Here is a 25,500-nt window from a genome sequence, read left to right on the forward strand (position 1 = left end):
CGCGGGCATGACCGCCGGCCAGGCCGGGACGCTGTGCGCCAAAGAGCACCGCACGGGTCAGAGCGCGGGTGACACGCAGATCGGCCAGCCGACCGTGTACGAGCGGTCCGTCTCGCCGCACTGGTATGTCACGATCCTCGCCGAGAACGAGTTCGGCCAGTACTACCAGGAGTGCGTGCTCGGCGGGCCCGAGAGCAACCCGGAGTGGTCGCTGACGCAGGGCACGCCGAAGGATCAGATGACGAAGGCGCACATCCAGCAGATGCGCACGCAGAACGAAGAGTTCGACGCCGACCACTGACGGCCGGATACGGTGAGGCATGGCCATCACCGTTTTCCCGCCGCGCGACTTCGCCCTCGACGGGCAGCGATGCCGCGTCCACGTCTACGACGTCGTGACCGGCACCGACCGGGTCATCTTCGAGACCGATGAGGTCCTGCTCGAGGCGCCGAACTGGGCGCCGGAAGGTCTGCTGCTCAACGGCGGCGGACTGCTGTGGTCCATCGACGCGGATGCCGGCGGTGCTGACTTCGTCGAAGTGCCGTTCACCGGCATCCCGCCCATCAACAACGATCACGTGCTGGTGCCGAAGTCGGGTGACATCCTGTTGTCCGCGAATGACGGACAGATCTACCGGGCGCCCCGGACCGGCGGTGAGGGCGTGCGGATCACGAATCCGGATGACCCGTTCATGCACTTCCTGCACGGGGTGAGCCCGGATGGCGCGTGGATCGCGTACACGGCGCTCTCGATCGAGGACGGCGAGGTGCTGTCGGCCGACCTGCGGACCGCGCGGATCGACGGTTCGGAGGACGTCCCTCTGACGACGGGTCAGGTCGCCGACGGCAGCGAGTGGTCGCCGGGCGGGTCGTGGATCTACCTGAACACCGAGGAGTTCTCCCAGGCGCCGGGGCATGCGCAGATCGCGCGGATGCGCCGCGACCGTTCGGGTCTCGAGCAGTTGACGTTCGACGACCGGGTGAACTGGTTTCCGCACCCGTCGCCGACGGGGCGCGATGCGGTCTACATCAGCTTCCCGCCCGGGACGAACGGGCATCCGGCGGATGTCGAGGTCGAGCTGCGCCTCGTGCGGAACGGGCACTGGCACCACCCCGAGACCGTCGCGACGGTGTTCGGCGGGCAGGGAACGATCAACGTGAACAGCTGGACCTCGGACGGATCGCGTTTCGCGTACGTCGACTATCCGGTGGGATCGTGATCGAGCTCAGTCCACGGGGCGCTCGAGGAATTGCGGCTTCAGCGGGATGACATCGCCGGGGTGGAGAACGGATGGTTCGTCGGTCCCGGTAAGCGACCACATGAAGTAGTAGTCGAAGCAGAACCGGTCGCGGATGCCGCGCCAGGTGTCGTTCGAGGCGACGGTGTAGTCGATGAGGTCGCCCGCAGAATCCGTGCGGACTTCGCCCGTCGCGCCGCGGGCGGCGCCGGTGTCGCGTGGGGTGCCTTGGACGTTCGCCTGATACGTCTTGTCCGACTCGTCGTCGGCCCACCAGCTGATCGAAGCGACGAGCGGATTGTCGTTCGTGGAGACCGGGCACGCGGGGAAGTTGTATCCCGAGGCGCGGCGCGCGTCGGCGCGCGACTCCGGCTGGAGGGCGATGTATTCGTCGGCGATGAGCTCGTCGCCGTGGTTGTAGGTCAGGCGCAACTCATCCTTGTCGAGGCAGAAGCGGCCTGCGATGTCCTGGAACGTGTCGTTGTACGCGACGGCGTAGACGGTGGCCAGGCCGTTCGCGTCCTCTTCATAGACCTCGCCGTTCGCACCGTCGCGCGAGCCCAGATCAGCGCGTGCGGGGGAGGACGCGCAGGCCTCGGGTAGACGGGCCGGCGCCGGCGCAGGATCGGTCTCCTCGACTGGTGCCGTCTCCACCGTCGGCGCGGGCGGCGGCGGAGAGGGCTCCGCGATGTTCACGGTGCAGCCGGCGAGCGATGCCGCTCCGAGAAGAGCCGGGAGGAGGGCGGTCGTGCTTCTCGCCGATGCGGGGCGCCGTCCGGACGGGGGCGGGAAAGCGCTCATCCCCGCACGCTATCGACGAGGGACGCCGCTCGCCAGTCGCAGTCTTGATAGGCAAGTGGGTGCTTGCCTATACTTCCCGCATGGGCGACGTCTACAAGGCTCTCGCTGACGAGACGCGTCGGACGATCCTCGACGACCTCGCCGAGCGTGACGGTCAGACCCTGTTCGAGCTGTGCGTGCGGCTGGCCGATCGCGGCGTGACGCACTCGCGGCAGGCGGTGTCGCAGCATCTGGCGGTTCTCGAAGAGGCGGGCCTTGTGCACAGTGAGCGTCGCGGAAAGTTCAAGTTCCACACCATCGACACCCGGACGCTCGCTCAGATCTCGGAGCGCTGGCCCCTTCCCGCAGGAGAGTCATGAAGATCCAGACCGTGAGCGTGTTCGTCGACGATCAGCAGCGCGCGCTCGAGTTCTACACCGAGAAGCTCGGCTTCGCCCTGGCCGCCGACGTCCCGATGGGGGAGTTCCGGTGGCTGACGGTCGTCGACCCCGCGGCGCCCGAGGGCACCCAGCTGTCGCTCGAGCCCAAGGCCCACCCCGCCGTGCCGCCGTTCACCGACGCGCTGCTCGAGGACGGCATCCCGTTCTTCGTCCTCGGCGTCGACGACGTGCAGGCCGAGTACGAGCGGCTGCAAGGGCTCGGTGTCGAGTTCACGCAGCCGCCGATCGACCACGGGCCGGTGACGACCGCGGTGCTGAGCGACACGGTCGGGAACCTGCTGCAGATCGCGGCCTTCGCCTGAGTCAGAACGCGATCGCCGCGAAGCGCTCGCCGATGAGGCGATGCGCCTCGGGGCTCGGGTGCAGCCGGTCGGGGAGCGGGTGGGTGGCGGCATCCGCTTCGCCGTAGAGGGCGAGGCCGTCGATGAGGTGCAGGTTCGGGTCGTCGCGGTGCGCGAACACATCGGCGAGGGCGTCGCGGATGACTTCGAGGGTGAGGCGTCCGCCGGCGGTGTCGCCGGGGGTGCCGGCCGCGCCGAAGAGCAGCGTGCCGGTGGCGAAGGACTCGGGGTCGATGGTGCCGGGGCCGGGGGTGTTCTCGTGGATGCCGCACCAGATCGGCGTGATGAGATGCAGCGGCGTGTCGGGGTGGCCGTCGCGGATCGTGTCGAGGAAGCCGTGCACCGCGGGCACGAACGCGCGCAGTCGCATCGCGTCGGCGTTCACGACGTTGATGCCGAGCGCGACGCTGATGACGTCGGCGGGGGTGTCGCGGATGACGCGCGCCATGAACGGGTCGACCTGCGCGCTGCCGCCGACGCCGAGGTTGCGCAGGTCGAGTCCGGCGCGGCGAGCGGCGAGCGACACCCAGGTGGAGCTCGGCTGCGTCGCGTTGGAGCCCTGGCTGATCGAGCTGCCATGGTGCACCCAGCGCGCGCGGTCGGTCGGGTCGGCGGAGGCGGGTGCGTCGGCGCGCAGCGCGATGAGCTCGATCGTCTCGTTGTGCGGCAGCCAGAGCTCGACGAGCTTGTCGCGCGGGTCGAGTCCGTCAACGATGATGCGCTGCGTGGGTCCGTCGACGAGCTGACGGATGCCGGTGGCCGGGTCGGTGTCGAGGGTGTCGCCGCCGTCGAGCTCGACGCTGTCGTGCAGGGCGCCGTCGACGCGGACGTCGACGCGTCCGCGTCGACGGGAGAGTCCGCGCAGGGTGGCGCGCGTCGAGTGAAGGTCGAGTTCGAGGCGGGATGCCGCGGTCCGCACCGCGATGCGCGCGCCGGCGGGCTGCGCCTCGACGCCGAGCAGTTGCGGCTCGGGGTACTGGGTGCGCACCCATGCGGGCAGGCGGTGCAGCCGCAGGCCGCGGCTCGTGGGGTCGAGCTCGGCGAGTCCGCGGACGGTCGTGGTGTCGAGGGTGATGTCGATCATGCGGGGTCCTTGGGGGTCCAGGTGCGGAGGGCGCGGTCGAGGGCGTCGAGGGCGCGGTTCCACGAGGCGTCGGTGGTCTCGTCGCGGTGGGCGAACGAGTCGGCGGCTTCGAGGGCGAGATAGCCGGCGATGGTGGCGCTCGCGAAGCGGACCGCGTGCACGGTCTCGCTCGCGGGAAGGGCGTAGTCGCCCAGCGAGCCGACGACGAGCGCCGAGATGCGGGATGCCGCCGGCCCGGTGATCTCGTTGTGCTCGACGGGCCGCGAGATCATCGCCCAGCGCGCCGGGTGCGCGAAGGCGTAGGCGCGTTGCGTGTTCGCGAGGTCGCGGAGCGTGGGTGCGTCGCCGATCGCGTCGGCGAGCTCGTCGAACACGGCGGCCTGGACGGCGCTTCGGAGCGCGGCGAGGTCGCGGACGTGCGCGTAGAGGCTGGCGGTCTGCACGCCGACGCGGCGGGCGAGCGCCGACATGGAGAGTGCGTCGGGTCCGTCGGTGTCGATGAGGTCGAGCGCCGCCCGGGTGAGGGCGTCGGGGGAGAGGTTCGCGCGGGGCACGAGGAGTTAACCTACACCCTTTAGGTTTTGAGTGTCGTGCGAGCATGGCCGCATGAACCCGGACGACGAGCTCCCGCGTATCGGCCATTCCGCTGTAGATCCTGCTGCTGTGTCCGGCGAGGGTGAACCCTTCGCCGATCTCGCCGCCCGGCTTGGAGTGGAGCCCATCGAGGCGCAGGTGTCGGACGGGTGGCGGGTGCTGCGGCAACGTGGCGACGAGGCGGTCGTCGGAGCTCCGCTGGACGCCGAGCGGACATCGTGGTGGGTTGCGTACCTGCGGCCGGGGGAGGAGGTGTGGTTCGTCGACAGTCCTGAGCGGCTGCGGGCCAGTCACGCCGAGCGCCGTCGCGGCCTCGCTCTGCGGTGGCCGTCGGTGGCCCGGCCGGATGCCGGTCCGGATGGTTTCGTGATCGATGTCGTCAACACCGGCAGTCAGCGCTGGGAACCCGACGGTGACTCGTTCCAGGTGGTCGGCTCCGTGACCGGTGCGCACGAGTCGAGGGTGCTCATGACCTGGGCGGCGTCGGGCGGGATGCCGGCGGTGCCGCTCGACCCGGGCGAGTACGCGCGCGTGCCGGTCGATATCCACGAGGATGCGTGGGCGGCGGTCGTGCCGGGCGAGAACACGTTGCATGCCTGGCTGGTTCCGCTTCGGGTGGTGGCCGAGCCGCTGCAGATTCAGGTGACTGCGGAGTCCGTCAAGAATGCCCAGGCGAACGAGCGTTGGGAGGGATCGGACCAGAACCGGGCGGCTCTGGCGGCGGATCTCCTCGAGCAGCGGGCAATTCTGGATGCCGGCCCTCGCCTCCCCGAGATCGCTTCGGCGATCGCGGGCACGACGACGGAGGAGGCCGCGGTCGCGGCGGTCGAGTCGCTGCTCGGAGTCGGTGCGAGCGTCGCGAAGGCCGTGTTCCGCCGGGCATCCCTCAGCGATCTGCACGTGTCGTCGGCGGAGTGGCGCCGCGAGCGCATCGCCCACACCGAGCAGAAGCTCGCCGAGTAGCGATCTCCGCCGCGCGGGGGAGGCGTGCCGCGGTGCCCGCCGCCTACCGTCGTTGAGGACGGAAGGAGCACGCGATGGCTGAACCGAAGAACGAGACTCCGGTCGCGGTCTGGTACTTCATCGGCGCGACCTTCGCCGGCACCCTGCCGAACCTGCTGTTCCCGGGCCTGAATGCCTGGGTGCGGGTGCTGTTCATCGTCGTGGCGCTGGTGCTCATCTCCGCCGGGTTCGTGCAATTGCGGCGCGAAACCGGCTGGGGGAAGAAGCGCGAGAGCGACGAGCCGCCGTCGGGATCGTCGCCCGACGCCTGAGCGCGTCAGGCGCCGGTCTGCGGCAGTCGGGACTTCTTGAACTGGCCGAGCGCCAGCAGCAGGAGAATGACCGCGGCGCACGCGAGCCAGCCCGGCCAGCTGAGCGGTGACGCGGCGAGCGGCTGCAGATCGGGCGTAGACACGAGGAACGCGAACCCGGCGGCGGCGTTGAACGCACCGTGGCCGAGGACAGCGGGCCACACGTTGCCGGACCGCAGGCGCAGCCAGCCGAGCAGGATGCCGAAGCTGAGGCATCCCATCACCATGAGGGCGAGCCCGAACAGGTTGGGCTCGGCGAAGTTGTAGCCGAGCAGGATGATCGGCGCATGCCAGAGGCCCCAGATGGCGCCGCTGATGAGCAGGGCCGGCCAGGTGCCGAGGGGGCGGAGGGCGGAGAGCAGCCAGCCGCGCCAGCCGAGCTCTTCGCCGAACGCGAGGAACGAGTTGATCACCGCGCCGACCGGGATGAAGGCGAGCTGGGTGATGACGAGCGTGGCGACGGGGATCGGAAGGTCCGGCGTTCCGGCAGCGTCGAGCTGCGCCTGAAGAGCTGCGGCGAAGCCCGAGAAGTTCACGAGGTCGAGCTGCAACGCTCCGGTCGCGGCGGCGATGAACGTGGCGAGCACCGGCACGAGCACGGCGATGGCGAGGCCGATGCCAAGCAGGCCGAAGAAGCGGCCGAGCGGCTTGATCGGGACGACGGCGAGCATGCGCCAAGCGCGCCGTCCGGCGGTGCGGCGCAGGAACAGGGTGATGATGAGCGCGGCGAGGGCCGGCGTGAACATCATCACCGGCAGGAGCAACGGTGCGACCGGGGTGGCGAGGCCGTCGCCCAGCCAGAGGGGGAGCGTGACGAGCCACGCGAGCCCGCACGCGATGAACGTGAACGCGATGACGGCGATCCACGGGACGGTGGTGGTTCCGCGCGTTTCCGGAGTGAGGGGAGTGGATGCCGCGGGTGCGGGGTCCGTGGTCATGGTGGGGTGGCCTCCTGGTGGCGAGGTGCTTCCGCCGGTGTGGTCGATGGGCGAGCGGCGCCAGGAAGTCCGACGACCTCGCTCTCTCCGTTCAAACCTAACGAGAGGTCGCGCTACTCGCAGGTCTCGAACACGTACCCCGGATCGTCCGGCGTGACGAGATCCGATCCCGCAGAACGACGGATGCCGGCGTCTCTGGGTCAGCGCAGACCTCATCCCACGGGCGGGGGAGGTTGTCGGTGTACTCAATCGCGAGGACGTGATCGCCGTAGACCTCGGTGTAGGCGAAGCACTCTTCGTAGGCCGCGCATTCCTCGACGACGGCGAAGTCGAACCCGGCGCGCGAGCGGAGGAAGCGAGAGCGCGTCAGGTCCGTCGGCGTCCATGGGGTCGAGCGCCGCGCGGATGAGGGCGTCGGGGGAGAGGTTCGCGCGCGGCCCGAGGAGTCGATCTGCACCCTTGAGGTCTCATGGGGGCCTGGGACTGAGGGAGCGCCTACTAGCCTGAGGCGATGTTCCTCCCCGCACCGAAAGGCCTTCGGTCCGCGAAAATCCTCGACGAGCGTCTCGAGATGCTCACGACGATCCCGAGTGTCCAGCCCCTACGCGAGTGGGCGTCGGATCTGGAGCAGCGCGCCGACGGCCGCGTCGTTCCTCGCTTCGATCCCGCGGAGGCGGGCGTCGATGCCCGCGTGCTCTTCGTTCTCGAGGCCCCGGGGCCAATGGCCAACGCTCTCAGTGGCAATGTTCGTCCCGGTTCGGGCTTCATCTCGGTCGACAACAACGATGCGACGGCCGCCAATCTCTGGTTGGCGCGGGATGCTGCTGCGCTCCACGATCATTTTCTCGCCTGGAACATCGTCCCCTGGTACCTCGGCCCCGCGTCCGTCAAGCCGAACGCGGCCGAGCTCGCTGAAGGGTCGGCTGCACTGCGCGAGCTGATGCAGTTACTTCCGGTGTTGGAGGTCGTGGTTCTATCGGGACGATTCGCGCAGCGCGGATGGCGAAAGTTCGTCGACCCGTCGGGTCGGTTACCGGTGAGCGTCGTCGACACTTGGCATCCCGGACCGCAGTCGATGGCGCAGCCCGGGAAACGCGACGCTCTCGTCGCAGACCTGAGGGCCGTCGCAGGGACGCTCTCGAGGCGCTGAGTTGCGCGCAGAGTAGCTGCTGGCGGGAATGGTTGGCTCTCCGAGAACCGTCGATGAGGGCGAGCAATGGTGAGAGCTCGACAGCGACAGGTTCCTTGTCGTGGGTGCAGTGACGTTTGTAGCCGCCGGGGTGACCGGTTCGGAGGGTAGGCCGTCCCCCATGAGAGCTACGACGTAACCTCGCCTTGTGACAGATATGCCCTACGAACCTGCCGAAGCAATGTCGACGCCGAGTCCGACGGAAGAGATTGCGAACCTCATTCGAGACAACGACGGACGGCTCGGCGAGGTGTTCCGGCTAGACGAGCAGGGCTTTGCGCCTGATGAGATCGCTCAGCAGCTCAATGTCGCAACCGTTGGTTTTGTGTACTCCTATCGGACGTACGCGAACGCCGCGCTTCATGGAAAGGTGCCAGGTGGGTCCACGCTTCGAAAGGCGACACTCAGTTCGCTGAACTCTCTGGTCAAGGCTGGGCGTGACGTGCTCTCTCGCGACGCCATGCAGCTTCTCTTGGCGCATCGATCAGCCGTCGAGGCAGCCGAGTCGGACGCTGAGCCCACCGTCCAGGAGGTTGAAGATAACGAGCAGCAAGAACGCGACGCTCTCTCGACTTTGGAGCGGCTTCGAGGGGTTCCCGGGATCTACGCGTTCTCATACGGGTGGTACCTCGAGAGCCCCGTCGACCAGGCCCGGGGCAACACGCTCATCAAGGTCGGGCGGGCCGAGGATGTCAGCGCTCGTATCAAGCAACACTCGAGTGGAGCCCGAGCCCACATGCCGGAGCCGCTCGCGCTCCTCCGCGTCTACTCCGTCGAGACGCCGGAGCTCGGTCACACGGAGCGAATGTTCCATCAGCTTCTCGACACCGCGGGGCATGGCAATCCGCGGCGTCGTGGCCTCAATCGCAGTGAGGTCGGGAAGGAATGGTTCCTCACGAACGAGGACTTCCTCGACACCGTTGCTAAGGCGCTGAAGCTGACGACGCTGTACATCGGTCGGTCGGAGTTCGCGGACGAGTAGCCTCGGCGCTCAGCCGCACGTCTCGAACACGTACCCCGGATCATCCGGCGTGACGAGATCCCGATCCCGCAGAACGACGGATGCCGGTGTCTCCGGGTCGGCGCACACCTCGTCCCACGGGCGGGGGAGGTTGTCGGTGTACTCGATGGCGAGGACGTGATCGCCGTAGACCTCGGTGTAGGCGGAGCACTCCTCGTAGGCCGCGCACTCCTCGACGACGGCGAAGTCGAAGCCGGCGCGCAAGTGGAGGAGCGAAGCATCCTCGGCGGCGTTCTTCTGCCCGGCTGCGAGTCCGACGTCGTGCGCGGTGTCGACGAGCATGGTCGCGAGGCCGAGCGCGTCGTCGCGGCGCAGCGCGCCGTCGGTGCGGGTGTAGGTGTCGAGATTGTCGAACTCGACGGCGTCGAACCCGTCGGACGCGCAGTCGCGGATCCACGGCCCGACGATCTCCGCGATCTCGTCCGCCTTGCGGGTGTCGAGGATGACCTCGTCCGGCCAGTCCGGGTCGATGACCGGCTCGCCCTCGTCATCGCGGAGCAGGAGCTCGTCGGGCCAGGCGTCGAGCTCACCCGGCTGCGTCTGGAAGCCGTTGACGTAACAGACGGAGTAGAGGTCGTCGACGGATGCCGCAGTCCGGTCGCGCACCACGATGTCGACGCCGCTGGGTGGGTCGTACGCGCCGCCGAGCTGGTAATCGAGCTGGGCTCCGGCGGGCGGCAGCTGCGGTCCAGCGGGCCTGTCGTGCGGCGGAGGTGACTGGCCGGCGCATCCGGCGAGCAGCAGCACGGTCGCGGCGAGCACGGGGATTGCGCGCCGAACGGTCATGTCGCGAACCTACCGGACGCCGGGGGATCGGTAGACTCGACGGGCCAGCCTCTGTAGCTCAATGGAAGAGCAGTTCCGTCCTAAGGAAACGGTTGGGGGTTCGAGTCCCTCCAGGGGCGCCGCTCGCCTCACGAAGGATTGCTCGGGAAGGTGCTGGATCGCCGATAGTGTCGTTATGTGCGACGCAGGGGGTGTCGCCGAGTAGGAGACTCACCATGCTCGACGACGAGTCATTGGCAGCCTCGCTTAGGCACGACTCGTGATGCTCAGCGACTACCAGTCGAAGTACTTTGCGCACGAGCTGCAGCGCAGCTACGCGAACGATCACGTCGGCAAGTTGGCCGGATTGCTCTTCGACGCGCAGGTAGAGCCAAAACCACATCAGATTGATGCTGCCCTGTTTGCCTTGCAGACGCCGTTCCTGCCCGGCGTGATCCTGGCGGATGAGGTTGGACTCGGTAAGACGATCGAAGCGGGAATCGTCATCTCGCAGTACTGGGCCGAGCGAAAGCGGCGCATCCTCATCATCGCGCCGTCGAGCCTGCGTCAGCAGTGGAAGCAGGAACTCTTCGAGAAGTTCCTGATTCCCTCGACGATCATCGATGCGAAGACGAAGGACACGCTGCTCGCCAAGTCCGAGACGCGCTCGGCTGAGGTATTGATCTGCTCTTACGAGTTCGCACTGCGTCACGAGACATCGCTTCTCAAATCTTGGGATCTCGTCGTCGCCGATGAGGCACACCGCTTGCGAAGCTACTGGAACGGCAAAGCCAAAATGGCCGAGGCTGTCTCGCATGTAGCTCGGAGTGCGCATAAGACCGTGCTGCTCACCGCGACGCCTCTCCAGAACAAGCTCGAGGAGCTCTACGGACTGGTCTCAATCTTCGACCCGGACTACTTCTACTCCCTTGATGCCTTCCGCGAGCGGTATATCAAGAACCGTGACCTGACTGGTGACGACGATCTGGTCGAGCGTGTCGCGGCGATCTCGAAGCGCACGCTTCGCAAGGACGCCAACAAGTACATTCGATTCACGCAGCGCATGCCGTTGACGGTCGAGTTCACGCCTTCGCCTGAAGAGGTCCGGCTTTACGATCTCGTGAACGACTACCTGCAACGCGACGAGCTCTTCGCGTTCGCCGGGAGCCAGAGGCACCTCTCGGCGCTCATCATTCGCAAACGTCTGGGTTCGTCGACCTTCGCAGTCGCGAGCACCCTTGAGAACATCGCCAACCGCCTCGCCGACGAGGTGGCGTCTGGAATGCGCCGTGACAACCGAGGCGGCCTCTTCCTGGCGGACTTCGAAGCCGATGATGAAGTCGACGAGGAGATCGTCGAGGAAGCCGAAGCAACTGCGGCTCAGCCAAGCTCCGCGAGGCTCAACGAAGAGACGCTCAAACTGATGCGTGCTGAGGTCGACGAGCTGCGTGAGTATGCCGCCTTGGCTCGTTCGATCACGGCCAACCAGAAGGCCGTGAAGCTGAACGAGGCGCTCGATCTCGGATTCGACCGACTCAGAGAGTTGGGCGCCGCCGAGAAGGCAATCATCTTCACCGACTCGACGAAGACGCAGCAGTACATCGCACGAACGCTCGCTGATACTGGCCGCGGCGAGGGTGTCGTACTGTTCAACGGCTCCAACAACGCGCCTGAGCAAACTGCCATTTACAACGCCTGGCTCAAGGCCAACCAGGACAGCGACCTGATCACTGGCATCCCGGCAGTCGACCGGCGCAAGGCGCTCGTTGAATACTTCCGCGAGCACGGCACGATCATGATCGCCACCGAGGCCGCAGCCGAAGGTATCAACCTGCAGTTCTGCTCGATGCTTGTGAACTACGACCTGCCCTGGAACCCGCAACGCGTCGAACAGCGCATCGGGCGCGTGCATCGTTACGGTCAACAGCACAACGTCGTTGTCGTGAACTTCAGCAATAAAGGCAACCTCGCCGAGCAGCGCATCCTTGAGCTGCTGACAAACAAATTCCAACTGTTCTCAAGCGTGTTCGGTGCAAGTGACGAGGTGCTTGGCGCCGTCGAAGACGGACTCGACTTCGAGAAGCGGATCAGTGACATACTCACCCGCTGCAGGACTGCTGGCGAGATTGATGCCGCGTTCAAGGAACTCGAGGATCAGTTTGCGGGTGAGATCTCGCAGGAGATGGCAAGCGCCAAGGCGAAAGTCTTCGACAACCTCGACCCGCACGTACAGGACCGGTTAAAGGCATACGACGAGCAGTCGGGCGATGTGCTCAACAAGTTCGAGCGTCTTTTGCTGGCGATCACGCAGTACGAGCTCCGCGATGTTGCTTCGTTTGACGAGGACGGCCGCACCTTCGTCCTGAATGAAGCGCCAACGAGTGATGCAAAGCCGGGCCGGTACTTCTTCAAGTCGAAGCCCCTACCGAACGCGCATCAGTATCGGTACGCCAGTCCGCTCGCACAGCACGTCGCGGAGACCGCCAAGTCGCATCAGACTCCGCCCCGCGAGCTTACGTTCTCTATCAGCCAATCCTCCCGCGCCACGAACGCTGTCAAGAAGCTCCAGGGACAGAGCGGCGAGCTAAACGTCGATCTCCTCACCTTCACCATGCGAGCACGCGACGAGGACATCTCAGAGTCGTACATGCTTGCCGGCGGTATGACTGACCACGGCGTTTACCTCGATGAGGAGTACGTCGCCGACATTCTCGACCTCGCTTGCCTTCAGGTCGGCGCAGAGCCGGCCTCGGTCGCCGCTGACCAGCTCGAACCTCATCTCAACGCCCGTGTTTCGGAGCTGGAGAAAGAGGTTCAGGGGCGGAACTCCCGCTACTACGACCAGCAAGAAGAGCTGCTTTACAGGAATCAGCAGGACCGCAAGGCCGAGCACGAGGGCAAGATCCGCGAGTACCGCGCCAAGGAGAAGGACGCACGCAAGGCTGCGCGCCAGGCCGATGACCCGATGGATCAACTCAAGCTCAAGCGCGAGGCGCGCAAATGGGAGCGTCGCGCCGACGAAGCCGACGATGACTTCCGTGATGCCCGCAAGAAGCTTCAATCGGAGATCGACGAAAAGCTCGACATGATCGAGCAGTCGCTCCAAGGAACGCAGAGTACGGAGCATCTCTTCGCTATCCGCTGGCGGATCGTCCCTTGACCCGCAGCGCGCGCGAGCGCCGAGCATTCACAAAAGATCCTGACATTGTCAAACTGAGAAAGAGAAATACCCGATGAGCGACGAAATTCACGAAACACCGCCTACTACCCCAAACTTCCAGACCGAGCTCGCAGCGCAGCTTGCCGATCTGATTCCCGAGGCCATCGCCGATGGCAAGGTGGACGTGGAGAAGCTCAAGGAACTGCTCGATGGCGACGCGGCCGACGGTAGCGAACGCTTCGGTCTGTTCTGGCCTGGCAAGAAGCGTGCGCTGCGCGCTGCTCAGGAGCCCACCACGGCAACACTTCGTCCTGATATCGAGAACTCGAAAGACTGGGACACGACGAAGAACGTGTTCATCGAGGGCGACAACCTCGAAGTCCTGAAGGTCCTTCAGAAGCACTATCACGCCAAGATCAAGATGATTTATATCGATCCGCCCTATAACACCGGTAACGACTTCGTCTACCCGGACAACTTCAGGGAGGGCCTCGAGACCTATCTCGACTGGACTCGCCAGGTGAACGAGGAAGGTAAAAAGCTCTCGTCCAACGCTGAAACCGAAGGGCGCTACCATTCCAACTGGCTGAACATGATGTACCCGCGACTCAAGCTCGCGCGTAATCTTATGACCGCTGATGGAGTTATCTTCATCTCAATCGATGACAATGAGATCGATAACCTTTCACGGCTGTGCAAGGAAGTTTTCGGCGAGGATAATTTCTCGACCACGTTCATTCGACAGAAGAAGAAAAAGCCATCGTTCTTGCACAGTAATGTCGGTTCGATGACGGAGTATGTCGTCTGTGTTACGCGCAATCGCAGGTTCACCTTTCCCTTCTCAGTAGACACAACGACGGCAGGCAAAAAGTATCCGCTGAATAACGCCGGCAATTCGCTTGGGAAATTGACGTTCCCGGCTGGATCTGTTCGATTCGTAATGGCCGATGGTGTTGTGGCGCCGCAGGACATGAGCGAAGGTAAAATCGTGACTCGGCTCCTAGATGAACTCACCATTGAGGATGGTTTCAATAAAGATGCTTTTACTCTTGAGGGAGAATGGCGCTATAGCCAGAGTCGCGTAGACGAGATTCTCGCGGCCGGCGAGGAAATCACAATTTCAAAGATCCCGTTCCGTCCGAACCATGTGAAAGTCGGTGGAGAGGTCAAGAAGATGCACAATCTTCTTACTCCCGACTCATATGGCGCAGGGACGAACGAGGACGGCACTGAAGAAGTTATCAAGTTGCTCGGCGGCGACTATTTCGATAATCCGAAGCCGTCGAGTCTCCTTCGTGTGCTGGTTCGCGCAGTCACCTACGACGATCCGGATGCAATCGTTTTGGACTTCTTTGCGGGCTCTGGGACCACTGCGCACGCGGTGATGGCGCTTAATGCTGAGGATGGTGGAACGAGGCGCTCAATCCTTGTCCAATTGCCTGAGCCGGTCGTCAGCGGAACTGACGCTTATGCTGCCGGCTATCGCACGATCAGCGCAATCTCGCGTGCTCGAATCAAAACCGCAGCGTTGTTGCTCGACGCTGGTCGTGCAGATCGACTGGGCGGAGTCAACGATCTTCAGGACACTGGTTTCCGCGCCTACGTTCTCACAGATACTAATTTTTCGAAGTGGCGGGTCTCGAGCGATATCGACCGTAATGAGCTCGAGCAGCATCTGTTCGATCTGCGTGAATCGAGCAGCGCTAATGAGGCATCTGCGGATGATCTTCTTTCGGAGATTTTGCTCAAGCAGGGCTATTCGCTGACCGAATCGATCGCCGATCTCGACGTGGCGGGCCTCGACCTCCGATCGGTCGGCGATGGCATCGTCCTCGCCTACCTCGACGAACATGTCAAGCCGACCCTCGAACAGCTTCGCGCGATCGTTGATGAAGACCCTTCCCGACTGATCGTCCTGGAAGACGCGTTCCAGGGCGATGACCAGCTCAAAACCAACCTGGCTCAGCTCTGCAAGAGCAAGGGCATCGAGCTCTGGACTGCGTGATGAGCAGCGGATTTGAGTTCGATTCAAGCCAGCAGTATCAGCTCGATGCGATCGAGTCTGTCGTCGACCTCTTCGACGGCCAGCCGAAGGACGCCGAGAAGCTAGAAACCACATTGCGCGGGCAGGTCGCTGCAATCGACGAGTCGAGCAACGCGGCGCTCGATCTTGACCTGTCTCAGGAAGTTGGCGCTGTTGGCAATCGCCTGGTGCTCGACCGCAACACGGTCCTCGCAAATCTTCAGCGTGTGCAGGACAAGAATGGTCTTGAGGTGTCCTTGAAGCTGTTCGACCGTGCGCTCGACTTTGATATCGAGATGGAGACGGGCACCGGCAAGACCTACGTGTATCTCCGCACGATCTTCGAGCTCGCCGAACGGTACAACTTCACGAAGTTCGTCATCCTCGTACCAAGTGTGGCGATCCGCGAGGGTGTCAACACGAGTATCCGGCTCATGCGCTCTCACTTCGAAGACCTTTACAAGAAGCGCAACATCACCTTCGATCCGTCCGTTTATAGCGGTCAGAACGCAGAGGAGGTGCAGTCATTCGCGACATCGACCAACGTGCAGATCATGGTGATGACGATCGCCTCCCTACGCGGCGATAAGAACACGCGCGTCATGCATCAGACCCGTGACAAGCTGAATGGCCTCCGGCCGATCGACTACCTCAAGGCGACGCATCCAGTCGTCATCATGGACGAGCCGCAAAACATGGAGTCGTTGCTGTCGCAGTCGGCTGTCGGCGAGCTCGATCCAGTGTTCACGCTCCGATACAGCGCTACGCACAAGAAACTCCGCAACGTCGTCTACCGGCTCGACCCCGTCGATGCTCACGACCTCGGTCTGGTTAAGCAGATCGTCGTCGCCGACGTCCAGCAGCAGGGCGCTGATGCCACCCCCTACATAAAGCTCGTCGATGTCCGAAACGACAAGGGCTGGGTTGCGCGTCTCGAGCTGTCGTGCCGCAAAGCAGATGGCTCGCTCGAGCGGCGAGTTGTCACCGTCAAGCAGAACCAGGAACTGTCAGATCCACGCCTGACGGGCAACGCTCGCTACGAGGGATGGCGCATCAACGAGATGAGCCTGGAGCCTTCATTCGTCGACTTGACGCTCCACTCCGGCTACCTGCATCAGGGCGAGGCCATCGGCGGAGCTTCGGGTGCGATCTACAAAGAGATGATCCGCGAGACGATCAAGGAACACCTGCGCAAGGAAACGCAGCTGCGCTCCAAGGGCATCAAGGTGCTCAGCCTGTTCTTCATCGACAAGGTCGAGAGCTTCCTAGGCGAGGGCGCTAACAACGTCGATGCGAACGGCCAATTCGTTCAGTGGTTCGACGAGCTGTTCCGAGAGGAGCGGGCGAAGTCCCAGCAGTGGCAGGAACTCCTGCCCCAAGATCCGGCCGACCTACGACGCGGGTACTTCTCCGTGCTCAAGGGAAAGAAGGGCGCCGCCGACACGTTCCAGGACACCACTGGCGCAACGAAGGCTGACGACGACGCATACGAACTGATCATGCAGCAGAAGGAACGCCTGCTCGACGAGAACGAGTCGGTGCGCTTCATCTTCAGCCACTCGGCGCTCCGGGAAGGCTGGGACAACCCGAACGTGTTCCAGATCTGCACGTTGCGTGAGATGGGTGCGGAGACGGAACGGCGACAGACGCTGGGCCGAGGCCTACGGTTGCCGGTCGCGCAGCGCGAAGGCGGCTACGAACGTGTTGCGGATCGCGGCATCGCGACGCTAACTGTCGTTGCGAACGAGTCGTACAAACAGTTCGCGGACGCACTGCAGAAGGAATATAAGGACGCGGGAGTCGAGATCGGGCGAGTACGCAAGGCGGAGTTCTCCAAGATCCCGCTGCAAGCGACGGACGGGTCACTCACGGACGAGAACCTCGGCTACGCCGGTTCTGTGTCGATCTGGGAGCATCTACTGTCTCAGCGCTTCATCGACCAGGACGGGGTCGTCCAGCCGAAGTTCCAGCCGAACACACTCGGGTTCAGCTTGAACATGCCAGTCGACTTCGCCTGGGCAGAGCCCTTTGTGATTGAGCTTGTCGGACGCGCCAATATCGGCAAGTACATAAAGCCCAAGAGCAAGCGGCAGGCGCGAACGCTCAACAAGCAGCTATTCGCGAACCCTGAGTTCGAACAGTTCTGGGAGACGATCAGCCGCCGGACGACTTACCGCGTCAAAGTCGAACGCGACACGATCGTCGAGAAGTCGATTGACGCCATCAAGGCCGCACCCGACATCGAACCGCTGCGCATTCAGATCACGCGCGCGGGTGTAAAGGTGCTTCGCGGCGGTGCCAAGGGCCAAGAGCTCGGCTCGCGCCAGCAGGAACTCAAGGGCAGCTACGACCTCCCCGACATTGTTGGCGAACTCCAGGAAGTGACTTCCCTCACCCGTAGGACCATCGTCGACATCCTCGTTGGGAGCGGGCGGCTCGAGGAATTCATTGCGAACCCCAACGACTTCATCGCGATGGCGAAGCGCATCCTGCGCAACACGCTCGCAGAGCTCGTCGTCGACGGCGTGCAGTACGAGCGGATCGCTGGTTCCGTCTATGAACTGCGCGAATTGCGCAAGGACGGCGAGGAGGAGAAGGAGCGTTTCCTCGACCAGATGTACAAGCTCGAGAACGCCGATAAATCGAACTTTGACTACGTAATCTACGACTCTGATCCGGAGCGCCAGTTCGCCGAGCTCCTTGATGGGCGCGAAGACATCAAGCTCTTCATGAAGCTGCCAGACAAGTTCAAGATCGACACCCCGGTGGGCCCGTACAACCCGGACTGGGCCATTGTGAAGCACGAGGACGGCGAGGAGCGCGTGTACATGATTCGCGAGACGAAGAGCACCGAGGACGAGGTGAAGCGGCGCCCGACTGAGAACGCCAAGATCAGGTCCGCGAAGCGTCACTTCGAAGCCATCGGGGTCGGCGATTACAAGGTGTCTGTTCCAGGGAGTTGGAAGGTATGACAGATCCGAACGCCCCGGGGGCGCGATGGGTGCGAACGGCGCTACAAGTAAACCCGTACATGTACGAGGGGAAGAACGCGCCCTCAGCGACTTTCGACACGGAGTCGGAATACAACACCGCCATGCTCGACGCTTGCGTCGCGCAGGGCATCGAATTGATTGCGATCACCGACCACTGGAAGGTCGACTCAGCGCTTCGACTCATAGCCGACGCTGCAGGGCGCGGCATAGTCGCGTTGCCCGGCTTTGAGGCCAACTCCGACGAAGGTATCCACATTCTCGTCATCTTCGACGCGGGAACGGACGCTGCGACCATCAATGCTGCAATCGGAGCGTGCGGCGTTTCCCCTGGTTGCGCGAATGGCACGACCGGAGCGCCCTTCGCCACGATCCTGGAGAAGATGACTGCTCAGGGGGCGCTCGTCATCCCGGCACATGTGAACATCGCGAACAGTGGTCTACTCACGGGGCGTGGTGGGCAGCCGCTCGTCACGAAGATCAAGCATCCTGACCTGCACGCTATCGCTGTGACCCCCAGCCAGCCAGACGGCCTAGACCAGGCAGCTATCATCGCGGGCACAAGGCCCTACGATCGACCCCATCCTCTCGCAGTGATCTACTCCGACGATGTCACTAAACCGGCGGCGTTCGCGGGTGTTGGCGCGAGCAGCTGGTTCAAGGTCAGTCGCTTGGCGGTGGACAGCCTGAAGCTTGCCGTCAGAACACCGACGACTCGCGTATCGCTGGTGGACCCGGCATCTGACGCCCGTCCGACACTCAAAGAGATTTCGTGGACGGGCGGATTCCTCGACGGCGTGACGATTCCTCTCTCTTCGGACTTGACGGCGCTGATCGGAGGCCGAGGGACGGGTAAGTCAACAGCTATCGAGAGTTTGCGGTTTGTGCTCGGGCTAACGCCAATCGGGGCGGAGGCGAAGAAGGATCACGAAGCGATTATCAGGGGCGTTCTCAAGGCAGGCACGGTCGTTCGACTGGTCGTCGAAACAACCGCTCCGACGCTGCGCAGATTCACGATCGAGCGATCCGTGAACAACCTCCCGGTCGTCAAAGATGAAAGCGACTCTGTTACCAATCTGCAACCGATGGACGTCATCCAGAACGTTGAGATCTTCGGTCAGCATGAACTAGCCGAGCTGACCAACGACAGCTCGAAGGTGGCGAGCATGCTCCAGCGATTCCAAGGTAATGGCCACCTCAGTGAGGCGCACCTGGGCACCCTGGCACAGCTAGAGGCCAACCGTGATAGCCTCGCGCGCGCAGAGAGAGATCGCGCAGACCTGGAAGAAGAGCTCGCAGACATTCCGCGCCTTGAGGAACAGGTCCGGCACTACACCGACACGGACGTGCCGACGCGACTCGCGGAGGTGACACGCCTTACTCATGACGAAGCCGTTTTCACCGAGGCGAGTAATCGAGTGACCGCAGCGCAGACCTCCCTTACCGCCCTGACCGATCCACAGCTCGTGACCAAGCTCGAGGCCCGCTTCGAGGGCATCGAGGATTCACCCGAGGCCGACCTGCTTATCCGCGCGCAGGCCGCATCCACTTCGCTAGCTGCGAAGCTGACCGAACTCGCGACGCAGGCTCGCGACGCAATCGATGGCGCAACGTCCGAAATTGCAGCGGCAAGGACGGAATGGACGAGCAACGTCCGAGAACAGCGCGAAGAGCACGATGAGGTTCTCCGGAAGCTCGTAGAGGAAGGCCTTGAGCCGAACAAATACCTCGACACAAACAAGGCACTCGAGGCGCTCAAAGCAAAAGAGTCGCGACGAACCGGCTTGGCAACAAGCATCCGGACTCTCCAGTCCGAACGAGCCACCCTTCTTCGGACGCTGGATGCACATGAGAACGATCGAGCCCGCGAGTTGACTGAGGCTGTTCGGGCAGCCAACAGCGCCACTGGCGGTGTCGTCATCGTGAAGCCTGTACCTGCGTCGGATCGCCAGAGCATCAAGTCACTCATCGAGCGCTCGATCTCTGGACAACGAAACAGAATCATGGCCGCGATTGACCGCGACGACTTTTCTACCCGCGCATTCGTGGAAGCGGCTCGGAGCGGTGAGACGGAACTGGCCTCTCAGTTCTCCGTAAACGGTGCTCAGGCTCGAGTGCTGATCGAAGCTGGTGAACCACTCTTCCGGGAACTCGAGGAGCTTTCCGTCGGGCAGGCGGTTGAGGTTCAACTGGATGTCCAGGCCGGAACAGGGACTCGCGAGTTCAAGAAGATGGACGATCTCTCCAAAGGCCAGCGAGCAACCGCTTTGCTCTTGCTGTTGCTCGGAGCATCCAACGCGCCCCTGGTGATCGATCAGCCGGAAGACGACCTCGACAACCGATTCGTCTATGACGGGATAGTGACCAACCTTCGCAACCTGAAGGGCAAGCGTCAGATCATCGCGAGCACGCACAACGCCAACGTTCCGGTTCTGGGTGACGCGGAACTGATCGTGGCTCTTGAGGGGAACGGGCGGAACGGCCGCGCCGCTGCTGATGGCATCGGCTCGCTAGACGACGTAGCTATTCGATCTCACGTGGAGAACGTTCTTGAGGGCGGACCGGCGGCGTTCAACGCGAGGCAGCATCTCTATGGCTTCTAAGCTCCTCGCCTTCAACTCGACGCAGCTGGTCATCGGATGGCACCGTCTGGCGATGCTCGCAATCGATGTCGTCGCTCGTCGCTATCGTGACCGGCGTTACGCGACGAGAGGTGTTTGTTCATGATATTCGAGCCGCACTCCTATCCGGTTGCCATTGCGCGGCTGAGCGAAGGCGAGACCTCACGTGAACCGCAGAACCTGCGCGCGACCCGATGGCTACTCGATCAACCGGGAGGATCTCTTGTCGTAGTAACGCCACAGAAGCGAACTAACGGAGTCAGCCTCAACCGGCTCATCGAACACCCAGGCGTTCTCCACCTCAGTTGGCGTGGGCTTTCAACCAGTGCGCTTTCCGGACGTGTGCTGTTCGCCTGGCCGGATCGCAAGCACCTCAATGAGCTCTGGGGTGCAGATGTCGATGCCCTCGCCGTGATCGAGTGGAACGAGAACGAAACTGAGGAGTGGATCAAAGATGCTCGACCCATCCAGTTGTATGCGGACCACGACATCGAGCCCGAGGTACTCACGTCTCAGGCAGTTGTAACGGAGCCCCTTCCAAACGGCGTGGACGGGATCCTCGAGCACATCGCCGGAATGACTGCAGGGTATTCGTCTGGCCTGAAATGGAACGAAGAAGTCAAACTCAAAGCCGACATGATGAATCGGCCGGAGCGTGGGCGCCGATCACTGTTGAGCAAGTACGTGCCAAGTGTCGCGCCCTCGGGATGCGCCCCGAGGACGTCGATACCATCGCGGGCTACCTCCAGCGACGCAAAGAAGGGCGGCGCTTCAACGTGCGAAGTTCATATCGTACGTTTCGCTTCAGCTGAGCCGAGGGAGCGTAGGCACGAATGCCGTCCGCTGGCGAGTGGATCAAGTCAGGTATCAGAATTGCCCTGATCGAGCCCAAACTTCCCACCGGTAACAGCTACTGCGATAAGGCCGATGACGGCGACCCCGCCGAGGATCGTCTTGGCGTGCGCGCCGGCTTTCGCAGCCTTTGCTTCCGCATTAAGCCGGTGCTGGCCCGCGACCGTCTTAGCGATTTCGGCATTGATGCGGAGCTTCTCGTCAAGCGAAAAGTCAGGCTCCTTGAGCATCTGATCAAGAATCGCTCTCTGCTCTCTGTAAGCATCGTGAACCTGACGGTCGCCCTCGTCGGCGGACTTCAGAAAGACCTTGAAGCTCTTATCGAGCGAGTCCAGTGCGCTACCAGCGAGCTGTCGAAACTCGGGCAGCTGCTCGATGAGCTTCTTCTGCACGTCTTCACTCATGTGCTGCACCTGCATCGCGAACTCGCCGTAGTTCTTCGACGCGAGCTTCTTCAAAGATTCGAACTTACGCGGCGAGAGCTCGTCGCTGTGGTCGTCGCTGGTCGCTTCGTCGCCAGTGCTCTCACTCATACCCGTCCGATCTTCGCGCCTACGCGATCCAGCATAGGTGCGTGAACGAACCGTGACAGCGGCAGGAGCGGGAGGAACGTATCGGTGACAACGGATCGTTAGTGCTGGGAGGCGCTGGCGGGAGGATGTCATCATGCCCGGCTGCCCGCGCGTCGCGATCCAGACCTGTAGCCGAGGTCTGCTCCGACGCGCCTTTGCGGTGGCAAGCTTGCCTGAGATGCGACATCCGTTAGCCTGACGTCCACGCGGCGCGACGACCAGGAGAGGCGAGCATGATCCACGACTTCTTGCGTATGGTCCTCAAGGTTCTCGGGCTGCTCGTCGCCGTCGATCTGTCGCTGAGCGGCTCCGCGCTCACCGTCGCGCTGCTCGCACTCGCCGTCCTGACGCTCGCGCTCCTCGCGACCGCCGTGCATGCGAGCACGCGCGGAGCGGTGCCGCATCCCACCCGTCGCATCGAGCTCACGGCGCCGCTCACGCAGAGCGATCCCGACGCGGCAGGACACGTCCGCCGTCGCGGGCCCGATCAGGTGACTGCGGCCGCGTAGCGTCGAACCGTCCGGGCACCTGGTGCCCCGGCATCCGTTCGCGGCCGATCAGCCGACCCTGATCGCTCCGACGAACGGAACCCCGTGGACATTACCACCCTGCCTGTCATCTCCACCCTGCTCGACCTCACCTCCCGCGGCCTCATCGGCCTGACCTCGCTCCTCACCCCGTGGACGGGAGCGTTCGCGGGCGCGCTCGCCATCGTGCTCGTAACTCTCGTGGTGCGGGCGGCGCTCATACCGGCTGGCATCGCCCAAGCCAAAGCCGACCAGGCGCGCATCCGGCTCGCTCCGCGCCTGCGGGAACTCCAGACCCGCTACCGCGGCAACCGGGAACGCCTGCAACGCGAAACCATGGAGCTCTACCGCTCCGAGAACGTGTCGCCGTTCGCCAGCTGCCTGCCGGTCCTCATTCAGGCGCCGATCGTCGGCCTGCTGTACTCAGTGTTCATCCATCCGAGCCTCGCCGGGCACGCCAACGAGCTGCTGTCGCAGACCCTGCTCGTCGTCCCGCTCGGCACGAGCCTGCTCCACGCCGTGTCGACCGGAACTGCAGACCTCGCGACCTGGCTGGTCATCGGATGCCTCGTCCTGGCGATCGCGGCGGTGGGGGAGATCACGCGGCGGGCGTTTCGGATCACGCCAGTGGAGGGGGTGCCGGGTGTTCCGGTGGCGATGCTCGGGGCGCTGCAGTTCATGACCGCGGTCGTCGCGGTGTTCGTGCCGCTCGCGGCGGGGATCTACCTGCTGACGACGGTGACGTGGACGCTGGGGCAGCGGTTGGTGCTTAGACGGGTGTATGGGTGAGGGCGCTAAACGTGTGCGCAACCTTCGCACTGGTTGCGGGTCCGGTCCTGGTCTTTACCGCTGACGAACAACCAAAGCATCAAAGGCAGTGCGAGTGTTATCGCCGCGAGGGTGATCCAAGAGGCGAGCATCAAATCTAGGGTCACGCCCAATCTAAGCCCGGCGACAACAAAGGCGGCGGTGAGTGCGCTCACCGCCATCAGCTTGCCGAAGTGGTCTGCCTTCTTCGCCCAGAACTCTCGTCCGTGGGCTACGGCCCTGAGCATGCCACCCACAAGACCGATCAGACCGCTGACTAGCACGACTGTCCCTAGGGTCGTGGCGGTGCGGTTCGCCTCGGCGGTCGATTGGAGGAACTCCTCGCGAGCGAGAATTGCGAACTGGAGAGGACCGGGCGAGACCCCGGCGATTCCCGATCGATAGTTCTCTAGCGGAAGCAGCGAATCGGTGGCCAGAAGGAGGGCAATCGCAATTGCCCATCCCGCACCAATGCCCAACGCGACCAGAACTGAATTGCCCTGACGAAGAGACGTCAACTGAGAAAATCGGCCGATCAGCGCACGCACCTGGACATCCTCGCACGGCATACGACCTTCCGTCAGAGCGGCGAGATCCGAGGGAGCCCCTTATTCGCGAGCCAGGGCCAGGATTACGACCTCACGGCAAGATGCTGTCCACGTAACCCCCGTCGACGCGCAGCGCACCACCGGCCGTCGTCGACGCCAACGGCGACGCGAGATACACGACCATGTTCGCTATTTCCGCGGGCTCGATCAGCCGACCGATCGGCGACTGCGGACGCGCGGTGCGCATGAACTCGCGCTGCGCGGCGTCGCAATCGAGGGGCCGGTCCACCAACTCGTAGACGAAGTCCTCCACGCCCTCCGTGTCCGTCAGACCAGCGATCACAGAGTTGACCGTCACGCCGGTTCCGGATGCCGCCTTCGCGTACCTGCGCGACATCGCGAGCAGCGCGCTCTTCAATGCGCCGTAATGGATCATGTCCTTGGGGATGACGATCGCCGAGTCGCTCGCGATGTTCGGCACGCGACCCCAGCCGCGCCCCGTCATCCCGGGCAACACCAGCCGCGTCAGCCGCGCCGCATTCAGCACGTTCACCGCGAAGAGCCGACGCCACTCGTCGTCGTCGATCTCGAGCGCCGGCGTCGAACCGAAGATGCCGAGATTGTTGACGAGCACGTCGACGGCACCCGAGGCATCCACCAGCGCCTCCGCACCCTGGGCCGCCGTCACGTCCGCCGTGACGCCGCGACGTCTATCGATGCTTGCAGACGAACGCGGCCCTTTAGCCACCGGGCGGTGGCACGCTTAAACCGTGACCACCTCCGCCCCTCCGCGTGTGGCGCGGCTTCGCGCCCGCCTGCTCACCGCGCTCGCCGGTGACCCGACCGGGATGGCGCCCTACGTCCGCGCGCTCGCCGACGGCGACGACGCCGGATACTTCGTCGAGAACGGTCCCGCGTGGACGGTTCACGCCGGCATGGGCACCCTGGTCGCCGGCATCCGCGCCCTGCTCCTGCAGGCCCTGCACCCGGGCGCCCTCGCCGGCGTGCACGACTGGTCGCGCTACCGCGACGATCCGATCGGGCGCCTCACCGGCACCGTCCGCTGGGTCATCACGCTCACCTACGGGTCGACGACACAAGCGGATGCCGAGACGGCCCGTGTCGGCCGCTTCCACCAGCGCGTGCAGGGCGAGTACGTCGCCGGCGACGGTTCCGCCCGCACCTACACCGCCGAGCAGACCGACCTCGTGCGCTGGGTGCACCTCGCCTTCACCGACGCGTTCCTTCGCAGCCACGAGGCGTACGGCGGCTCGATCCCCGGCGGCCCCGACGCCTACGTCGCCGACTGGGCGACCGCCGGGCGCCTCATGCGCGTGCCCGACCCGCCCCTCACCGAGGCCGCGCTACGCGCCGAGATCGACGGCTTCCTCGACCGCGGCGAGCTGCGCCGCGATGAGCGCGTGGACGAAGTCGTCCGGTTCCTGAAGAAGCCGCCGTTCACCGGGATGATGGGCGTCGCCTACCGCGTGCTCTTCGCCGCGGCGGTCGCGACCTTCCCGCCGCGGATCAGGCGCATGCTGGGCCTTCGCCGCTCGTGGCTGCCGGTGAAGACCGCGACCCGCCTCATCCTGCGCGCGACCGAGCGGGCGCTGGGGTCCGGACCGCGCGCGCAGGACATGGCGCGGCTGCGACTGCGGCGGCTGCAGGGCTAACGC

General features: G+C 64.1%; 25 protein-coding genes and 1 tRNA gene. 17 read left to right on the forward strand and 9 right to left on the reverse strand.

Translation table 11 applies throughout. The annotated features are described in order from the left end of the window. Nucleotides 1–7 precede the first annotated feature (7 nt). Nucleotides 8–301, forward strand: coding sequence for a hypothetical protein (locus Q9S78_RS08685; RefSeq protein ID WP_020096881.1), 294 nt, complete (start codon nucleotides 8–10; stop codon nucleotides 299–301). A gap of 19 nt (nucleotides 302–320) precedes the next feature. Next, nucleotides 321–1,220, forward strand: a complete 900-nt coding sequence (locus Q9S78_RS08690) for a TolB family protein (protein ID WP_311870003.1) — start codon at nucleotides 321–323, stop codon at nucleotides 1,218–1,220. 6 nt (nucleotides 1,221–1,226) lie between these two features. On the opposite strand, the gene Q9S78_RS08695 is transcribed toward Q9S78_RS08690, so the two are convergent. Continuing rightward, on the reverse strand, nucleotides 1,227–2,039 hold the full coding sequence (locus Q9S78_RS08695; protein ID WP_311870004.1) for a hypothetical protein: 813 nt from the start codon (nucleotides 2,037–2,039) through the stop codon (nucleotides 1,227–1,229). An 80-nt stretch (nucleotides 2,040–2,119) separates the two neighbouring features. On the opposite strand from Q9S78_RS08695, the gene Q9S78_RS08700 reads away from it, so the two are divergent. Continuing rightward, nucleotides 2,120–2,398: an ArsR/SmtB family transcription factor gene (locus Q9S78_RS08700; protein ID WP_311870005.1), complete on the forward strand. Its 279-nt coding sequence runs from the start codon at nucleotides 2,120–2,122 to the stop codon at nucleotides 2,396–2,398. Next, nucleotides 2,395–2,781, forward strand: a complete 387-nt coding sequence (locus Q9S78_RS08705) for a VOC family protein (protein ID WP_311870006.1) — start codon at nucleotides 2,395–2,397, stop codon at nucleotides 2,779–2,781. Before Q9S78_RS08700 ends, Q9S78_RS08705 begins: the two co-directional genes overlap by 4 nt. A gap of 1 nt (nucleotide 2,782) precedes the next feature. On the opposite strand, the gene Q9S78_RS08710 is transcribed toward Q9S78_RS08705, so the two are convergent. Together Q9S78_RS08710 and Q9S78_RS08715 are read right to left on the reverse strand one after the other, a co-directional pair. Further along, nucleotides 2,783–3,904, reverse strand: a complete 1,122-nt coding sequence (locus Q9S78_RS08710) for a GDSL-type esterase/lipase family protein (protein ID WP_311870007.1) — start codon at nucleotides 3,902–3,904, stop codon at nucleotides 2,783–2,785. Beyond that, on the reverse strand, nucleotides 3,901–4,458 hold the full coding sequence (locus Q9S78_RS08715; RefSeq protein WP_311870008.1) for a TetR/AcrR family transcriptional regulator: 558 nt from the start codon (nucleotides 4,456–4,458) through the stop codon (nucleotides 3,901–3,903). The genes Q9S78_RS08710 and Q9S78_RS08715 overlap by 4 nt, the downstream gene beginning before the upstream one ends. 52 nt (nucleotides 4,459–4,510) lie before the next feature. Between Q9S78_RS08715 and Q9S78_RS08720 the strand changes: the two genes are divergently transcribed. Continuing rightward, the gene (locus Q9S78_RS08720) at nucleotides 4,511–5,461 is read left to right on the forward strand and encodes a hypothetical protein (protein WP_311870009.1); all 951 of its coding nucleotides are present in this window, start codon (nucleotides 4,511–4,513) and stop codon (nucleotides 5,459–5,461) included. Nucleotides 5,462–5,535: 74 nt separating this feature from the next. After that, nucleotides 5,536–5,772 (forward strand): hypothetical protein, encoded by a 237-nt coding sequence (locus Q9S78_RS08725; protein WP_311870010.1) that lies wholly within the window; start codon nucleotides 5,536–5,538, stop codon nucleotides 5,770–5,772. 5 nt (nucleotides 5,773–5,777) lie between these two features. Here the strand turns inward: Q9S78_RS08725 and Q9S78_RS08730 are convergent, their stop codons facing one another. Then, on the reverse strand, nucleotides 5,778–6,749 hold the full coding sequence (locus Q9S78_RS08730; RefSeq protein WP_311870011.1) for a CPBP family intramembrane glutamic endopeptidase: 972 nt from the start codon (nucleotides 6,747–6,749) through the stop codon (nucleotides 5,778–5,780). 97 nt (nucleotides 6,750–6,846) lie between these two features. Continuing rightward, the gene (locus tag Q9S78_RS14315; RefSeq protein WP_376716539.1) at nucleotides 6,847–7,206 is read right to left on the reverse strand and encodes an endo alpha-1,4 polygalactosaminidase; all 360 of its coding nucleotides are present in this window, start codon (nucleotides 7,204–7,206) and stop codon (nucleotides 6,847–6,849) included. A 54-nt stretch (nucleotides 7,207–7,260) separates the two neighbouring features. Here Q9S78_RS14315 and Q9S78_RS08740 point away from each other — a divergent pair, with 54 nt between their 5' ends. Then, nucleotides 7,261–7,899 carry a uracil-DNA glycosylase gene (locus Q9S78_RS08740; RefSeq protein WP_311870012.1) on the forward strand — a complete coding sequence of 213 codons (639 nt, stop codon included), beginning with the start codon at nucleotides 7,261–7,263 and terminating at the stop codon, nucleotides 7,897–7,899. 196 nt (nucleotides 7,900–8,095) lie between these two features. Beyond that, nucleotides 8,096–8,920: a GIY-YIG nuclease family protein gene (locus tag Q9S78_RS08745; protein WP_311870683.1), complete on the forward strand. Its 825-nt coding sequence runs from the start codon at nucleotides 8,096–8,098 to the stop codon at nucleotides 8,918–8,920. 9 nt (nucleotides 8,921–8,929) lie between these two features. On the opposite strand, the gene Q9S78_RS08750 is transcribed toward Q9S78_RS08745, so the two are convergent. Continuing rightward, complete coding sequence (locus tag Q9S78_RS08750; RefSeq protein ID WP_311870013.1) at nucleotides 8,930–9,745, reverse strand: endo alpha-1,4 polygalactosaminidase; 816 nt, start codon at nucleotides 9,743–9,745, stop codon at nucleotides 8,930–8,932. A 47-nt stretch (nucleotides 9,746–9,792) separates the two neighbouring features. Here Q9S78_RS08750 and Q9S78_RS08755 point away from each other — a divergent pair. The 6 genes from Q9S78_RS08755 to Q9S78_RS08780 all read left to right on the forward strand — a co-directional run bounded on the left by Q9S78_RS08755 (nucleotide 9,793) and on the right by Q9S78_RS08780 (nucleotide 21,400). Continuing rightward, nucleotides 9,793–9,864: transfer RNA gene (locus Q9S78_RS08755), tRNA-Arg, on the forward strand. A 143-nt stretch (nucleotides 9,865–10,007) separates the two neighbouring features. Beyond that, on the forward strand, nucleotides 10,008–12,884 hold the full coding sequence (locus Q9S78_RS08760) for an SNF2-related protein (protein WP_311870685.1): 2,877 nt from the start codon (nucleotides 10,008–10,010) through the stop codon (nucleotides 12,882–12,884). Nucleotides 12,885–12,957: 73 nt separating this feature from the next. After that, entirely contained in the window at nucleotides 12,958–14,889 is a 1,932-nt protein-coding gene (locus Q9S78_RS08765) for a site-specific DNA-methyltransferase (RefSeq protein WP_311870014.1), read from the forward strand. Then, nucleotides 14,889–17,879 carry a restriction endonuclease gene (locus Q9S78_RS08770; protein WP_311870015.1) on the forward strand — a complete coding sequence of 997 codons (2,991 nt, stop codon included), beginning with the start codon at nucleotides 14,889–14,891 and terminating at the stop codon, nucleotides 17,877–17,879. The genes Q9S78_RS08765 and Q9S78_RS08770 overlap by 1 nt, the downstream gene beginning before the upstream one ends. Beyond that, nucleotides 17,876–20,500 (forward strand): TrlF family AAA-like ATPase, encoded by a 2,625-nt coding sequence (locus Q9S78_RS08775; RefSeq protein ID WP_376716540.1) that lies wholly within the window; start codon nucleotides 17,876–17,878, stop codon nucleotides 20,498–20,500. The genes Q9S78_RS08770 and Q9S78_RS08775 overlap by 4 nt, the downstream gene beginning before the upstream one ends. A 120-nt stretch (nucleotides 20,501–20,620) precedes the next feature. Next, a complete protein-coding gene (locus Q9S78_RS08780; RefSeq protein WP_311870017.1) occupies nucleotides 20,621–21,400 on the forward strand; it encodes a hypothetical protein in 780 nt (259 codons plus the stop codon). On the opposite strand, the gene Q9S78_RS08785 is transcribed toward Q9S78_RS08780, so the two are convergent. Next, on the reverse strand, nucleotides 21,379–21,903 hold the full coding sequence (locus Q9S78_RS08785; protein ID WP_311870018.1) for a hypothetical protein: 525 nt from the start codon (nucleotides 21,901–21,903) through the stop codon (nucleotides 21,379–21,381). The two genes, Q9S78_RS08780 and Q9S78_RS08785, sit on opposite strands and share 22 nt — an antisense overlap. 272 nt (nucleotides 21,904–22,175) lie before the next feature. Between Q9S78_RS08785 and Q9S78_RS08790 the strand changes: the two genes are divergently transcribed. After that, nucleotides 22,176–22,451 (forward strand): DUF6412 domain-containing protein, encoded by a 276-nt coding sequence (locus Q9S78_RS08790; RefSeq protein WP_311870019.1) that lies wholly within the window; start codon nucleotides 22,176–22,178, stop codon nucleotides 22,449–22,451. A gap of 84 nt (nucleotides 22,452–22,535) precedes the next feature. After that, nucleotides 22,536–23,258 (forward strand): YidC/Oxa1 family membrane protein insertase, encoded by a 723-nt coding sequence (locus Q9S78_RS08795; RefSeq protein WP_311870020.1) that lies wholly within the window; start codon nucleotides 22,536–22,538, stop codon nucleotides 23,256–23,258. 5 nt (nucleotides 23,259–23,263) lie between these two features. Here Q9S78_RS08795 and Q9S78_RS08800 read toward each other — a convergent pair whose 3' ends face one another. Together Q9S78_RS08800 and Q9S78_RS08805 are read right to left on the reverse strand one after the other, a co-directional pair. Further along, nucleotides 23,264–23,824, reverse strand: a complete 561-nt coding sequence (locus tag Q9S78_RS08800) for a hypothetical protein (protein ID WP_311870021.1) — start codon at nucleotides 23,822–23,824, stop codon at nucleotides 23,264–23,266. A 91-nt stretch (nucleotides 23,825–23,915) separates the two neighbouring features. Beyond that, nucleotides 23,916–24,572 carry an SDR family NAD(P)-dependent oxidoreductase gene (locus Q9S78_RS08805; protein ID WP_311870022.1) on the reverse strand — a complete coding sequence of 219 codons (657 nt, stop codon included), beginning with the start codon at nucleotides 24,570–24,572 and terminating at the stop codon, nucleotides 23,916–23,918. Between the two features lie 22 nt (nucleotides 24,573–24,594). On the opposite strand from Q9S78_RS08805, the gene Q9S78_RS08810 reads away from it, so the two are divergent. Continuing rightward, nucleotides 24,595–25,497, forward strand: coding sequence for an oxygenase MpaB family protein (locus Q9S78_RS08810; RefSeq protein ID WP_311870023.1), 903 nt, complete (start codon nucleotides 24,595–24,597; stop codon nucleotides 25,495–25,497). Nucleotides 25,498–25,500: the final 3 nt, after the last annotated feature.

Origin of the sequence: Microbacterium aquilitoris, assembly GCF_031932285.1 — a bacterium.
GTDB lineage: Bacteria > Actinomycetota > Actinomycetes > Actinomycetales > Microbacteriaceae > Microbacterium > Microbacterium aquilitoris.

Excerpts from the sequence above, each read along its gene's own strand:
- Q9S78_RS08765 (WP_311870014.1), top strand. The coding sequence starts at position 12,958 with ATGAGCGACGAAATTCACGAAACACCGCCTACTACCCCAAACTTCCAG.
- Q9S78_RS08710 (WP_311870007.1), bottom strand. The coding sequence starts at position 3,904 with ATGATCGACATCACCCTCGACACCACGACCGTCCGCGGACTCGCCGAG.
- Q9S78_RS08740 (WP_311870012.1), top strand. The coding sequence starts at position 7,261 with ATGTTCCTCCCCGCACCGAAAGGCCTTCGGTCCGCGAAAATCCTCGAC.
- Q9S78_RS08730 (WP_311870011.1), bottom strand. The coding sequence starts at position 6,749 with ATGACCACGGACCCCGCACCCGCGGCATCCACTCCCCTCACTCCGGAA.
- Q9S78_RS08685 (WP_020096881.1), top strand. The coding sequence starts at position 8 with ATGACCGCCGGCCAGGCCGGGACGCTGTGCGCCAAAGAGCACCGCACG.
- Q9S78_RS08700 (WP_311870005.1), top strand. The coding sequence starts at position 2,120 with ATGGGCGACGTCTACAAGGCTCTCGCTGACGAGACGCGTCGGACGATC.
- Q9S78_RS08760 (WP_311870685.1), top strand. The coding sequence starts at position 10,008 with ATGCTCAGCGACTACCAGTCGAAGTACTTTGCGCACGAGCTGCAGCGC.
- Q9S78_RS08745 (WP_311870683.1), top strand. The coding sequence starts at position 8,096 with ATGCCCTACGAACCTGCCGAAGCAATGTCGACGCCGAGTCCGACGGAA.
- Q9S78_RS08785 (WP_311870018.1), bottom strand. The coding sequence starts at position 21,903 with ATGAGTGAGAGCACTGGCGACGAAGCGACCAGCGACGACCACAGCGAC.
- Q9S78_RS08720 (WP_311870009.1), top strand. The coding sequence starts at position 4,511 with ATGAACCCGGACGACGAGCTCCCGCGTATCGGCCATTCCGCTGTAGAT.
- Q9S78_RS08725 (WP_311870010.1), top strand. The coding sequence starts at position 5,536 with ATGGCTGAACCGAAGAACGAGACTCCGGTCGCGGTCTGGTACTTCATC.
- Q9S78_RS08775 (WP_376716540.1), top strand. The coding sequence starts at position 17,876 with ATGACAGATCCGAACGCCCCGGGGGCGCGATGGGTGCGAACGGCGCTA.
- Q9S78_RS08750 (WP_311870013.1), bottom strand. The coding sequence starts at position 9,745 with ATGACCGTTCGGCGCGCAATCCCCGTGCTCGCCGCGACCGTGCTGCTG.
- Q9S78_RS08695 (WP_311870004.1), bottom strand. The coding sequence starts at position 2,039 with ATGAGCGCTTTCCCGCCCCCGTCCGGACGGCGCCCCGCATCGGCGAGA.
- Q9S78_RS08770 (WP_311870015.1), top strand. The coding sequence starts at position 14,889 with ATGAGCAGCGGATTTGAGTTCGATTCAAGCCAGCAGTATCAGCTCGAT.
- Q9S78_RS08705 (WP_311870006.1), top strand. The coding sequence starts at position 2,395 with ATGAAGATCCAGACCGTGAGCGTGTTCGTCGACGATCAGCAGCGCGCG.
- Q9S78_RS08790 (WP_311870019.1), top strand. The coding sequence starts at position 22,176 with ATGATCCACGACTTCTTGCGTATGGTCCTCAAGGTTCTCGGGCTGCTC.
- Q9S78_RS08690 (WP_311870003.1), top strand. The coding sequence starts at position 321 with ATGGCCATCACCGTTTTCCCGCCGCGCGACTTCGCCCTCGACGGGCAG.
- Q9S78_RS08780 (WP_311870017.1), top strand. The coding sequence starts at position 20,621 with ATGATATTCGAGCCGCACTCCTATCCGGTTGCCATTGCGCGGCTGAGC.